The 13576-nt window shown below is 50.8% G+C and carries 12 protein-coding genes; 4 read left to right on the top strand and 8 right to left on the bottom strand.

Annotated elements, in window-relative coordinates; translation table 11 throughout:
• Both Q0418_RS06810 and Q0418_RS06805 read left to right on the top strand, forming a co-directional pair.
• Window positions 1–363 (top strand): hypothetical protein (locus tag Q0418_RS06810; protein WP_298483395.1); only part of this gene is annotated, 363 nt, incomplete at its 5' end.
• 80 nt (window positions 364–443) lie between these two features.
• A complete protein-coding gene (locus Q0418_RS06805) occupies window positions 444–2714 on the top strand; it encodes an ATP-dependent Clp protease ATP-binding subunit (RefSeq protein ID WP_298483394.1) in 2271 nt (756 codons plus the stop codon).
• A 63-nt stretch (window positions 2715–2777) separates the two neighbouring features.
• Here Q0418_RS06805 and Q0418_RS06800 read toward each other — a convergent pair whose 3' ends face one another.
• On the bottom strand, window positions 2778–3860 hold the full coding sequence (locus Q0418_RS06800; RefSeq protein WP_298483393.1) for a hypothetical protein: 1083 nt from the start codon (window positions 3858–3860) through the stop codon (window positions 2778–2780).
• A gap of 122 nt (window positions 3861–3982) precedes the next feature.
• Between Q0418_RS06800 and Q0418_RS06795 the strand changes: the two genes are divergently transcribed.
• Both Q0418_RS06795 and Q0418_RS06790 read left to right on the top strand, forming a co-directional pair.
• Window positions 3983–4264: a YabP/YqfC family sporulation protein gene (locus tag Q0418_RS06795; protein WP_298483392.1), complete on the top strand. Its 282-nt coding sequence runs from the start codon at window positions 3983–3985 to the stop codon at window positions 4262–4264.
• Complete coding sequence (locus Q0418_RS06790; RefSeq protein WP_298483391.1) at window positions 4242–5408, top strand: sporulation protein YqfD; 1167 nt, start codon at window positions 4242–4244, stop codon at window positions 5406–5408. The genes Q0418_RS06795 and Q0418_RS06790 overlap by 23 nt, the downstream gene beginning before the upstream one ends.
• Here the strand turns inward: Q0418_RS06790 and rpoD are convergent.
• The 7 genes from rpoD to Q0418_RS06755 all read right to left on the bottom strand — a co-directional run bounded on the left by rpoD (window position 5405) and on the right by Q0418_RS06755 (window position 13398).
• Complete coding sequence (gene rpoD, locus Q0418_RS06785) at window positions 5405–6484, bottom strand: RNA polymerase sigma factor RpoD (RefSeq protein WP_298483390.1); 1080 nt, start codon at window positions 6482–6484, stop codon at window positions 5405–5407. The two genes, Q0418_RS06790 and rpoD, sit on opposite strands and share 4 nt — an antisense overlap.
• 57 nt (window positions 6485–6541) lie before the next feature.
• Complete coding sequence (dnaG, locus tag Q0418_RS06780; protein ID WP_298483389.1) at window positions 6542–8278, bottom strand: DNA primase; 1737 nt, start codon at window positions 8276–8278, stop codon at window positions 6542–6544.
• 30 nt (window positions 8279–8308) lie between these two features.
• Window positions 8309–9298: a deoxyguanosinetriphosphate triphosphohydrolase gene (locus Q0418_RS06775; protein WP_298483388.1), complete on the bottom strand. Its 990-nt coding sequence runs from the start codon at window positions 9296–9298 to the stop codon at window positions 8309–8311.
• Between the two features lie 27 nt (window positions 9299–9325).
• Window positions 9326–10021 (bottom strand): YigZ family protein, encoded by a 696-nt coding sequence (locus Q0418_RS06770; protein ID WP_298483387.1) that lies wholly within the window; start codon window positions 10019–10021, stop codon window positions 9326–9328.
• 75 nt (window positions 10022–10096) lie between these two features.
• A complete protein-coding gene (gene rpmE / locus Q0418_RS06765) occupies window positions 10097–10297 on the bottom strand; it encodes a 50S ribosomal protein L31 (RefSeq protein ID WP_295215180.1) in 201 nt (66 codons plus the stop codon).
• A 139-nt stretch (window positions 10298–10436) separates the two neighbouring features.
• On the bottom strand, window positions 10437–11495 hold the full coding sequence (gene fliB, locus Q0418_RS06760) for a flagellin lysine-N-methylase (RefSeq protein WP_298483386.1): 1059 nt from the start codon (window positions 11493–11495) through the stop codon (window positions 10437–10439).
• 115 nt (window positions 11496–11610) lie between these two features.
• Window positions 11611–13398 carry a cellulase family glycosylhydrolase gene (locus Q0418_RS06755; protein ID WP_298483385.1) on the bottom strand — a complete coding sequence of 596 codons (1788 nt, stop codon included), beginning with the start codon at window positions 13396–13398 and terminating at the stop codon, window positions 11611–11613.
• Between the last annotated feature and the right edge of the window lie 178 nt (window positions 13399–13576).

The raw sequence follows: 13576 nt of genomic DNA, 5'->3' as shown, positions 1-13576 counted from the left end.
AGATGGCGTAAAGATGCGCCGCAGATGACGGGTGAGCGGGTTTTTAGAGGTGCCCATCAGACAAAAAACGGGTGCAGACACCACAGAGGTACTGCACCCGTTTTTCAGATTATGCTGAGATTATGCCGAAAAAAATCCTTAGCATCCACAGCCGCAGCCGTTGTTGTTGCCGCAGCCACAGCCGAAGCCATTACCGTTACCGCAGCAGCAGAACAGAATCACAAGCAGAATAATAATCCAGCAGCATCCACCGTTACCCTCAAAACACATAATACACAATCTCCTTTGTGTCAAATTTTTTTGAAACAAACTGTTTTTTGTCTGTTTCATAGTACATTGTATGCCGAAGCGAAAAATGTGTGACTCCTTCGACAAATATTGCAGGAAGTTTATGGCATACTATAATCGTACACATTGAATCAAAGGAAAGGACAGAAAAAGCCATGCGATATACAGAAGGGTTTACGGGAAAAGCAATTCTAGCCATGAAGGAGGCAATTCACGTCGCCGAAGAACTGGGGCATACGTACATCGGAAGTGAACATCTGCTGCTGGGGCTGGTGGAGGAAGGCGGCAATGCGGCTGCAAGTGCACTTGCGGCGCAGCAAATGGACGCAGACCGGCTGCGCCACGCCGTCATTGACCTGGTGGGACGAGGTATTCCTGCACAGGTACGAGACGACTGTCTGACGCCATCACTGGTGTCCATTCTGGAGGATGCCAAAGAACGGGCACGGGATGCCGGAAGAGCGCTTGCGGGAACAGAACATCTGCTTCTGGCAATCATCCATGCTCCTTGCTGCAGTGCTGTGACCATTCTCAAAAAGCTGGGGGTAAGCCTGAACCAGCTGTGCACCCTTTGCAACTGCGATACCACCTATGGCGTGCGGATGGAACGCCAGCAAATCGACACCCTGTCCCGAAAATCCTGCCCGGCACTGTTTCAGTACGGCAAGCTTATGACCGATCCGTCCAACCCATACCGTTACGACCCACTGGTGGGACGAGACAAGGAATTGCAGCAGATCATCCGCATTCTCTCCCGGCGAACGAAAAATAACCCCTGTCTCATCGGAGAAGCCGGCGTGGGAAAGACTGCCATAGTGGAAGGCATCGCCCGAAAGATACTACAGGGTGACGTACCCGAATCCCTGCAAAATATGCAGCTGTTTTCCTTGGATTTGCCTGCCCTGCTGTCCGGCGCGAAATATCGTGGTGATTTTGAAGAACGTCTGAAAAACTGCCTGACTGAAGCCGTAGAGCACGGCAATATCATTTTATTCATTGACGAGCTGCACACCATTGTCGGCGCAGGTGCAGCGGAGGGTGCTATTGATGCGGCAAATATGTTGAAACCTCAGCTGGCACGGGGTGAAATACGGCTCATTGGCGCCACTACGCCGGAGGAATTCCGCACTACCATCGGAAAAGACAGTGCATTGGAACGCCGCTTTCAGTCAGTACAAGTCCACGAGCCAGATGAGCATCAATGCTATGCTATGCTCCAGGGTTTGCGGGAGACCTATGCGGAATTTCACCGAGTGACCATTTCAGACCCGGTTCTGAAAACAGCGATTCAATATGCCGACCGATATCTCCACGACCGCTTTCTTCCAGATAAGGCCATTGATCTCCTGGACGAAGCTTGCTCCCGGGCACGTATCCGATGGGAGCAGACACGAAATACGCCAGAAACCGCAGAAGTGACCGAAGAAGATGTTGCCGTGGTGGTAGCGGCACGCACAGGCATCCCAACGGAAAAGATCACCGAAGCCCAGCGTCAAAAGCTGTTGACGCTGGGGGATACCCTGAAACGTCAGGTCATCGGGCATGACGAGGCAGTTGACGAACTGACAGCGGCATTGTTTCGCGCCAGCACCGGGCTGCAGGATACCGCCCGTCCCATCGGCACATTCCTCTTTGCCGGGCCAACAGGTGTAGGAAAAACCGCCATGGCAAGCGCACTGGCGGAGCATCTGTTTGACGACAAGGAAAGTCTCATACGCATTGATATGTCCGAGTTCATGGAAAAGCATGCTGTCTCCAAGCTTATCGGTGCGCCTCCCGGATACGTGGGATTTGAGGACGGCGGTATGCTGTGTGAACGAGTTCGCCGCAGACCTTATTGCGTTATTCTGTTTGATGAAATTGAAAAAGCCCATCCGGATGTGTGCAATATTCTGTTGCAGATCATGGAGGATGGCGTTCTCACCGACTCCTGCGGCAGAAAGACCAGCTTTCGCCACGCCCTGCTGATTCTCACCTCCAATATCGGTGGCGAAGCCATGCGCACCGGTGAACAGCTGGGCTTTACGGCATCCCATTCCGGCGTGCACAACGAAGCGGCTCAAAATGCCTTGAAACAGCACTTTTCTCCGGAATTTCTGGGCAGACTGGATGGCATACTTTGGTTTCATAAATTGCAGCCCAGCAGTCTGGAACAGATCGCAAAGGGAATGCTCCAGGGATTGCAGCAGCGGCTGGCACGCATGGAAATTGCCATGGAATTCACACCGGAAGCCGTACAGCTTCTGGCACATGCGCCGAAAACAGCCCAATACGGTGCACGACCCATGAAGCACTACCTGGCGCAGACAGTGGAAAATCCTCTGGCAGATAAGATGCTGCGCAGTGAGATACGTCCCGGGGATGAGATTCGTCTGACGGCACGGGAAAATGATTTTGTCGTACTGGATCGAGTACTGCGTTCATGATTAAAAGAGCTGCTGCGCCGTCTTTTTGGCGCAGCAGCTCTTTTTGGAAAAACATTTCGTGGGTTACTTCGTCAGTTTCTGCTCTTCCCGGAATACCAGCAGCATCATGATGAGAAGCATGCATGTGGGGAAAATCGGATTCCGGGAGACAATGGAAGTGGATACCACAGCTGCTGTTTCGTTGGGAATATCCGGCAAAAAGTGCATACCCACAGCGCAGCATATGGCAGAAAATATGGCAGCTACGCACCGCCAAACAATAAAGTGCTTCATAGGAATGACTTCTCCCGCGATAGCCCGGATCTGTAAGATCACGCAGAAACCGCCGAAGGAAATCAGTGCTGCGAATATGGGGATTCGCAAGCGAAAGGGGAGAGATAATGCGGCGGCATTGGTAATCTCCAGCACACTTTTGGTTGCAACGGAAACAGGGAATGTCAGAGAAATTCTCTGCGCAGACAGAGTCAGCAGGCGGAACAGTCCCAGCTCATCCAGCACCCCACAGACTGCGGAAAAACAAAGAATAATGCCGCAGAGTTTCAGCAGCGTCCTCCCGGCATCGGCGGTACACTGTACCAATAGAGAGGCATCAGCTGGACGAATCGTTGTTTGTTCGTTTTGATGAAGTTGTATGGGATGGTGCCGGAATAGCAGACATGCCAGCAGCAGATTGGACAGCACGTTTGCCCCGAAAATCAGCAGAAATACCTGGTCTCGATGGCGAACATTACCCAGAAGTCCCAGGAGAAACGCCGGACCGCCGCCGTAACATACCCAGAGCAGTCTGCCTGCATCTTCCCGACGCAGTGTGCCGTTTTCCGTCAGAGTGCGGAGCATACTGGCGCCCACCGGATAACCTGCAAACTGGCTCAGCAAAAATACTGCAAAACAGGCATCAGGCATACCGAACAGCTTCGACGTGATCCGGCGCAGAGGTTTTGCCAACACACGCCAGATTCCAGTTGTCACAACCAGCTGGGACAGGATCATCATAGCGTACAGGGATGGGATAATGACCGTCAGGCACCGGGTCAGTGCATCCAGCATTTCTGACCGGATCTCACTTGCAAAACAAACACAGAGGATCAGCAGGAGCAATATTCCGCAAACCGAAGCATTCCGGCGCATGATGAATGAACGAACCATATCACAACCTCCTGGAAATACATTCAATCAGATTTGCCTATTTTTATGTCTGTCAAGTGATCAAATATGCCAGGAATACTATTTTCCCATGCATCTGCATAGAATGCCGTGAGGTGATTCGCATGGGAAAACGTGTGGCAGAAGCCGGACGGCGGTTGCTCTGCCTGCAAACCTATCTTCAAATGAACGGGAACCGAGAGATTTATCTGGAAAATTGCCGCAGGATCTTAGAATACAACGATATCCGCATTGTGGTGCAGACCACTGACCTGATCTTGGAGATCTGGGGCAGAGATCTCCAGGCAGACAGCCGTTCACCGGAAAGTCTGCTGATCCACGGAGAGATCCAGACGATGACACTGACACCGAAGGGGGTGCGCCATGGAACAGCATCTGCGAGGTGAATACCGGGCATCGGCATCCGGCGGAAAGCTGTATTCCTTTCTCAATGCGATGCAGTCTGCCGGTATCTGCTGCCATGAACAGCGATGTCTGGGGGATACGTATCAGTTCCGGTTCTATGGGAAATACCGTGCATCCGTGGAAGAACTGGCGCAGCAATACGGCGTTACACTGGAACTGACTACTCGCCGCACCTTGCGGCAATTTCTGCATCGCTATCGCTTCCGATTTGGCATTCCGGTGGGACTGCTTCTCACCGGCGGACTGCTGTTTTATGGTTCCAATATTGTCATGGAAATTGACGTGATCGGCAACGAAACTGCAACCACAGCGGAGATCACCGCCATTTTGGAGGAATGTGGTGTGACACGTGGCAGCTGGATTCCATCCATTGATTTTTCCATGTGTGAACATACCTTGCGAGCCGGAGTGGATGAACTGGCATGGGTGGGAATGCGTCACACGGGAAATCGCCTTGTGGTAGAAGTCATGGAGCGTGAACCTGTGCCGGAAATGCTGGAGGATCGGGTGCCGTCCAATATTGTGTCAGCACAGAACGGACAGATTGTTTCCGTGTCAATTTACTGCGGACAGCTTATGAAGCTGGTGGGGGAACCGGTGCAGAAAGGTGACCTTTTAGTCAGCGGAGTTGTCACAGATGAAACGGGACATCTGGGAATACGCCATTCTCTGGGGAGTATTATCGGGCAGTACGAGCAGACGGAAACATTCACCTGTTCCTATGAGCAGCATCTGCGCACGCCAACAGGTGAAACGACAACAAGGCAGTATCTGGATATTTTCACATGGCATATGCCCTTGGGAAATACAGAAGATCCCTACGAGGACAGTATCAAAACCACAGGCTACAGCTGGTTTTCCCTGTTAGGGGCGGAACTGCCCATTGGCATATATCGGGAGACCTATCACGAATACCGATCGAAAATACTGACGTTGACGCCGGAAGAAGCAAAACAAAATCTGGAGGAACAGGTACAGCGATATGAAGATAATTTTCTGGGTGAAGTGGAGATTCTGGACAAAAAAACAGCCGCCCTCGAAACCGAGGACGGCATACAATGGACGGTTACCTATACGCTCCAAGGGGAAATCGGGGTGCAGCAGGAGCTGTTTATACAAGATTAGTCCAGAAAATCCTTGACTTTTTTACTGCGGCTGGGATGGCGCAGCTTGCGCAGTGCTTTTGCTTCGATCTGACGGATACGTTCACGAGTGACATCGAATTCCTTGCCTACTTCTTCCAGTGTCCGGGAACGACCGTCCTCCAGTCCGAAACGCAGACGGAGTACCTTTGCCTCACGGTCGGTCAGCGTTGCCAGTACTTCGTTGAGCTGTTCTTTCAAAAGCATGAGAGAAGCTGCATCTGCCGGAGCCGGTGCATCGTCGTCGGGGATAAAGTCGCCCAGGTGGCTGTCCTCCTCTTCGCCGATGGGTGTTTCCAGAGAAACGGGATCCTGTGCAATGCGCATGATCTCACGGACACGCTCCGCCGGCATTTCCAGTCTTTCTGCAATTTCTTCCGCAGACGGATCATGACCTGTCTCGTGGAGGAGCTGGCTGGAAACTTTCTTAACCTTGGTGATAGTCTCCACCATGTGCACCGGAATACGGATGGTTCTTGCCTGATCGGCAATGGCACGGGTGATTGCCTGACGAATCCACCATGTGGCATAGGTGGAGAATTTGAAGCCCTTGGTGTAGTCGAATTTCTCTACAGCTTTCAGAAGTCCCAGGTTACCCTCCTGAATCAGATCCAGGAACTGCATTCCTCTGCCCACATATTTTTTTGCAATGCTGACAACCAGACGGAGGTTTGCCTCAGACAGACGCTTTTTGGCATAGCTGTCGCCCTCCATCATGCGCTTTGCCAGTTCAGTCTCTTCGTCCGGAGAAAGCAGAGGCACGCGGCCGATCTCTTTCAGATAAATTTTTACTGGGTCGTCGATGGCAATTCCCTCAGTAGAGAGCGTCATTTCCAGATCATCTACCAGGTCTGCATCGCTGCCGCCGATAGATTCATCAATGGCGGTGTCGTCAATGATCTCAATGTTCAGCTGTTCGCAGCTGTTGATGATGGACGCCAGCTGGTCGGTGTCGAAATCCAGCTCGTCCAGAACATCGGTGATCTCCTTTGTGGTGAGCTTTCCGTTGGCCTTGCCCTGTTCCATCAAAGCGTCAATGGTCATTTTTTTCTGTTCCATGGCATATTTTCCTTTCTATCCGAATTCTCAGCGGAGAACCGTTTTTTATATAAGTAATCAGACATTCGGATGCTGCTTTTTCTGAATCAGAGAAAGTAGATCGTCGTCTGTTTCCACATCTGTATGCTGCCCTTCCTGTAAAATACGAATACAGTCCTTTACTTCCTCCCGCGTGACAGGAATTTCGCGATGCCGTGCAGGAATCCCGCTTATTTTACCCATTTCATCGTCAGATAATACGTTTCCCAGGTAAGAAAGTGAGAATGCAGTTCCACTTTTGCAGCATTCCTGAAAAGCCGCAAAGACCTGGCGGTATAAAGGGGTGACAAATTGTTCCGCCGTCAGTGTGTCTGCGATCCACACCGCATCTGTCGGATTCACCAGAAGATAACAGAGGATCCGTTCTTCCGCACGGCTTTCCCGGAGATGGGTACCAGACTGCGGCTGCTGCGGTTCCGGACGCACCGTGTGTTCCATAATGCCTTTCCATTCCTTTGTCTTTTCAAGGCGTTTTTTGCTGCGCAGCTGGCGTTCCACCTGTTGCTCCAGCACATCTTTGGAAATCTCCCATTTGTTTGCCGTTCGGGAGAGATAGACCTCCCGTTCCAGAGGATTCTGGATCTCCGTCAGTACAGATACCACACGTTTCAGCAGCTGTACCTTTCCGGCTTCTGTATTGGGGTCCAATCCCTCTTCGCAGCGATCCAGCCGGAAATTGATGGCATCGCCAGCCTGTTCCAGCAGTAACCGGAATCGCTCCGAACCAAATTTTTTGATAAACTCGTCCGGGTCTTTTGCACCGGTCATGTGCAGGATCCGTGTGGGCATTCCCACTTCGCTGAATCGGTTGATCGCCTTTTGCGTTGCCTGCTGTCCAGCACCGTCACTGTCATAGGCAATGATCATTTCCTTGGCATACTGGGTGAGCTTTCGTGCCTGTTCCGGCGTAATAGCAGTACCCAGAGTCGCCACCACATTGGAGAATCCAGCCTGGTTAATGGCAATGACATCCATATATCCCTCGGCAAGGATCATATGGGTGGAGTTGCTGTCCTTGGCAAAATTCAGGGAGAACAGATTGCGTCCCTTGTCAAAGACAGGGGTCTTGGCGGTGTTCAGATACTTGGGCTGGCTGTCATCCATGACTCTGCCGCCGAAGCCGATAACAGCACCTCTCGTGTCCACGATAGGGAACATAACACGACAGCGGAACGCATCGTACAAATTGCCCTTGCTGGAACGATGCGCCACATTTGCCGCCAGGAGTTCTTCCTCTGTGAAGCCTTTTCGCAGCAGGTGGTCTGTCAGCACATTCCACGCATCCGGCGCATAGCCCAGACCGTATTTCCGGATGGTTTCCGGCTTCAGCTGACGGGAGACCAGATATTGCAGCCCCCGTTTGTCATTTCCGGCAGTGAGATTTCGGAAATAAAAATTGGCGGTTTCCCGGTTGATGGCAAAGATTCTGGTGCGCAGCTGGACACGACGGTCGGCTTCCCGGTCGTTTGGAACCTGGAGTCCGCTTTTTTCCGCCAGCTGCTTTACAGCATCTGTGAACTCCAGATTTTCCATGCGCCGCACCCAGGTGATAACATCGCCGCCTGCACCACAGCCGAAGCAGTAAAAGCTCTGGGTGTCTGGAAAGATCGTGCAGGACGGAGATTTTTCCGAGTGAAAGGGGCAGTTGCAAACATAATGTCTGCCCCGGCGGATGAGATTCACATAATTTCCGGCAATGGTCTCCATGGGACAGGCAGCCCGGATCTGTTCTAAAAAGTCGTCACTATAAGTCATGGAATCACCGCCCTTTCGCAAATTGTGCGTTTACTCCCAGCTCTTCGGAATAAACAGATCCTTGTACAGATCCACAGCATAGCCGTCGCTCATGCCGGAGATATAATCACAGACTGCACGGTGAATATCCTCTTTTTCCGCAATGGCGAGATACTCCGCCGGCAATAACGATGCATGGGAAATAAAATAGGTATACAATGTCTCAATGAGCAGTTTCGCCTTGTTTTCCTCCTGCTTGGCAATGGGATTGTAGTATACTTTTTCAAAGAGAAATGCGTGAAGCTTGTCGTGCACGGCTTGGATCTCCGGTGCCATGCCGATCTGTTCCGTGCCGTGTTCCACAACAGCCCCCACCAGCTTGGTGATCCGCTTTGTCTTGGTATCTCCCAACGCTTCTACCACATCCAAGGGCAAGTCCTCTTTCCGCAGAATCCCGGCGCGGATGGCATCCTCAATGTCATGGTTCATATAGGCGATCCGGTCGGCAACGCGCACCACATTCCCTTCTTTTGTATCGGCGATGCGGTTTGTGTGGCAGAGAATGCCGTTGCGTACCTCATCAGTCAGATTCAGCCCTGCACCATTTTTTTCGATAATATCCACCACACGCAGGCTCTGCTCATAGTGACGGTAGCCGTGGGGGCAAATACTGTTGAGGATGGACTCGCCGCTGTGTCCAAAAGGAGAATGTCCCAGATCATGTCCCAGGGCAATGGCCTCCGTCAGATCCTCATTCAGTCCCATAGCACGGGATATGGTCCGTGCAATCTGGGATACCTCCAGCGTATGGGTCAGCCGGGTACGGTAGTGATCACCAGCAGGGGAGAGAAATACCTGTGTCTTTCGTTTCAGCCGCCGGAAGGAATTACAATGCAGAATCCGGTCTCGATCCCGTTGGAATTCCGTTCGGTAGGAACATGGCTCTTCCGGCCGCATTCTCCGGGCATGTCCCAGGTTCGGGCAGGCATCCGGCGACAGAAACTGTAATTCCTGCTGTTCCAGCTGTTCTCGAATGGTCATGAGAATCCCTCCTTTACATTTCACTGCCTATAAATACGCCTTGAATGTCAAAAAGTCCTCTTTTTTTACAGCATTTTTTGTACTTATTTTTTTGTTGCTTTTGGAAAAATCTGCATACTGCAATTTGCCCACATCCATGGTGATCTGATTTCCGGTCAAGTCGATGAGTTCCTTTTGCAAAGATTCCCAGAGAGTATCCCGCACCAGTAGTTTCAGCTGCACCTGATCCTCGAACACCGTGTCCAGCTGTACCAAGTCAGTCTGGGGCAGGTTGTAGACAATTTTGCCGTAAAGGGAATAGTCCGACTGGATAGTGACCGGATAGCAGGGGAGCATGATTTGTATCTGCGCCTGTTCCACTGCAAGGGCTGCGCTGTGGGAATAAGCACGGACAAGTCCGTTGGCACCCAGCAGCACACCGCCGAAATATCGTGTCACCACGCAGCAGATGTCTGTCAGCCCGTTCTTTTGCAGCACATCCAGAATGGGCATTCCTGCTGTACCCTGAGGTTCGCCGTCGTCTGAATAGCGGGAGGCATTGCCCTCACGGAGCAAATAGGCATAGACATTGTGCCTGGCTCTCCGATGCTCTCGCCGCACGTTTTCAATGACCTGGGCAGCCTCTTCCTGGGTATGTACCGGTGCCAGATATGCCATAAATTCCGACTTTTTCTCCACAAAGGATGCCGTCACGGGTGCGGCAACAGTGCGGTAATCTGTCATTTCATCAACCTCCAGGTAGACAAAAAAGGACGGTAAAGAATATACCGTCCCTTTCCATTGTAATTGTTCCGGAAATTAGTCCAGATTGAAACGCTTCTTGAAACGATCTACACGTCCGCCAGTATCTACCAGCTTCTGCTTACCAGTGAAGAACGGGTGGCACTTTGCGCAGATTTCAACCTTGATATCCTTCTTTGTGGACATTGTCTCCATAACATTGCCGCAGTGGCATGTGATGGTAGTCTTTTCAAATGTCGGATGAATGCCTTCTCTCATGGGGTTTCACCTCCTGCATCTGTTGTATTTTATCTACAGCAGCCCATCGGCCATTGCGCCGACAGTAGTCCTGAGAATTCCAATTATTTTGCGACAGAGCCGCTACAGTTTTTAATTATATCACACTCTTCGGGGCTTGTCAATACCTTTTTTCAATTTTTTTAGAAAAAACCATATTATCTGTATGCAACCGGGCGCAAAGGGCAGCTGGTGAAAAAATCTGGTCTGTTTCCAGCAATTGTTCCAGCCGTTTCATATTGTCTCCGTCATATTCCACCTCTTTGACAAACAGCTGCCAGATACGCAAGCGTTCCGGCTGTGTGCGGATATTCATCCGATGGATCATAGTGCAGACAGCGCAGACGAAAAACGCTGCAAGCTGTACCGAAAACAGAGAATTTTCCGCAAATACCGTGCGCAGATAGTGCCGATACAGTACATCCATGGCAAAGAGACGTATTTCCCTGTCAAATGCTTCGTCCGTTTCCAAAGTGTATTTCGGTGTAAGCGCAGCTTGTTCCAGCATATGCTGCCAGTCCTGGGTCAGAATCTCACAGGAACGCAGGAATTCCAGACAAACACTTTCCGAACAAATGACATCCTCCTGCATTTGTGGATGGGCGATCTGTTCCCACTCCAGCTGCATGGAAAGGCATTCTGCCATCTGAACCAGTGCCGGACGAGATGTATCCCTGAGCTTTTTGAACAGCTGCCAGCGTTGGCGCTGCAATTGTGCCATCCGTACCGGGTCATATTCCGGCTCATCTCCAGGCAGTTCCGGATGCGGTTCCTCTGTCAGCGTCCATGCATCCAGAGGCATAGTCAACAGCATCCGTGCCGCTTCCGGACAGGCAATGGAAAGGTCATATTCCGCAAAATCCCCGTAATCCTGAACCAGTCGTGGGAACTGGCGGCATGTCTCGCACAATGCAGCTTCGCCAAGCTGTGTCTGAATATCGCAGAGATGCTGTGCATTCCAGAAAGGGCAGCGGCTGTCTTTTTCTTGAAATATGGTATCGCCATCCTCGTCAAGAACCATAGCTTTACGGAGACGTTCGCCCAGTGCACCGGGAATGGTACGATAAAATGTTTCGGTTTCCTCATCCAGCACGATCTCCCAGTCTTTGCAGCAGCTGTCCGGACAGGCTCCGGCAATGCAGCGGAATGTTCGATATGTCGGCGGCATCACTTGTCTCATAAGTATCACTTCCATTCATTTTCAGTATAGCATAGGATGTCATTTCTGTCAAATGAAAAAGCGTCTCACCGGAAAATCCAGTCAGACGCTTTTGCTTTTATAAAGGATGATGGGTTTACACGTTGCTTTCTACCATCCACTGACGCAAGATTGTCAGATCCATACCGTTGACCTTGCTGTCACCATTCAGGTCGGCGTTGTCATGTCCACGCTTGGTCAATTCTGCATTGCCCAGCAGATACTTTGAGAAGTACACGATATCGGCAACATTGACGGTATCATCGTCATTAACATCGCCCAGCAGCCAATAGTCAATGCTAACAGAAGTAGTCGTTTCCGTTGTTTGCATAGGAGTTGTTCCTGTCGTGAGCGTTGACTCACCCAGGGCAACGATCTTGGTATAAGTGCATTCGCCGCCGGTCGTTTTGACGCAAATGGAACCGATGGTGGAAATATCGCCGCCCCATGCCTTTGCAATATCCTCAGAACTGTAGTAAGCAATGCCTTTTTCCTCGTCTATGCTGTATGCGCCAACTTCGGTCCAGTTGCCCCAGGAGCTGTCCATGAAGGCAATGACAGGCTTGCTGCCGCTGGTGTATACAACGGCGATCTCACCCTTTGTCAGCTGATCTTTCGTAATAGGCACAGCGCTGGATGCCTCTGTAATAGAATTTTCGCCTTCCCAGATCACATCGCCTGTGCTCAAATCTGCATGCTCATAGGTAGGAAGATGCTTTTCACTGCCCCAGGCTATGCCATTATCATCAATAACTGCCATCATAGCGTCAACTACCGGCTCAGATGCCTCATACCAAGTGTTGTTGCTGCGGTTGAGATAGCCGTGCGCCTCAGAAGCAGAGACACTGTTGGTGATGGCGTTGTTATCCCAGAGTACGCAAGGGATACCCAGCTTCTTCGTCCAGGTCAGGTAATAGGTTGCCCAGTCGCAGCGGGCGTTGGTATTGTCGAAGTTGGATGCACTGAATTCGCCCAGTACAACGGGAATGTCCTTGTCGGTGAAATAATACTGGATATCCGAGAAGAGAGAATCCAGATCGCTCTTATAATTGTCAGAGAAAACAGTATGGTCACCGTCACCCATGGCAAAATTATAAGGGGTGTATGCGTGCAGGGAAACTGCCACATAGTCATCGTCCGGAATCTCCAGAGAGGAGTAGCTGCTTGCATATGCCGAAGCCGCATAGGACGGGATCATCAGCAGACGGGTGTCCTTGTAAGGGGAATCAATGGAACGCACGGTGTTCACAAAATCTGCATTGAGCTTGTTTACCACTGCATAGCAATCTGCATTGCCCTGCCATTCATAGAGCACACCTATCTGACGAGGTTCATTCATGCCCTCGAAAATCAGATGCTGGTCATAATCCTTGAAATATGCTGCGATCTGTTCCCACATCTGAATCAAACGAGGGGACATTTCATTGTAAGCAGTGGGGAAGTCCGAGCGGTTGATCCACTCCTCGTGGTGCAGGTTCAGAATCACATACATGCCCTGATTATAGGCATAGTCCACGACTTCCTTGACACGTGCCAGCCAGTCTGGATTGATGGTATAAACCGGGTTCCCGCTCGCATCAGTGCTTTGTGTCACATTCTTATACCAGGTTGTGGGCACACGAATGGTATTGAAGCCCTTTGCCTTGACAGCATCGATGAGTTCCTGGGTAATAACAGGGTTGCCCCAGCTTGTCTCCTGGGAAAGTCCGCCGCCGTTAGCATCCAGAGAGTTGCCAATATTCCACCCGATAGTCATGCCTTCGGTGATATCGTCCGCCTTCATGGTGCCTTCCGCTGAGACTGTGCCAGGAAAAACAGTCAGCGTGGAAAACAGCATGGCTGCTGCCACGCCGGCGGAGAGAAGTTTGTGCAAATGTTTTTTCATAATCTTCCAATCCTCCTGTTTGTCATACGTTTCGAAAAAAACCATAAAATTGGCATGTATTATTTTTATTATAACATTTTTTTATTTGCATGTCAACCAATTATTTTTCCTTAAGGAGGGTTGATTTATACAAATTTTACAATTGTTCTTTGGTGGTTTTGCCGAATATCAATCAAAA

This window comes from uncultured Ruminococcus sp., from assembly GCF_937915125.1.
GTDB lineage: Bacteria > Bacillota > Clostridia > Oscillospirales > Ruminococcaceae > Ruminococcus_C.
Note: the sequence above shows the minus strand (reverse complement) of the source record. Positions and strands in the feature narration are given on the sequence as shown.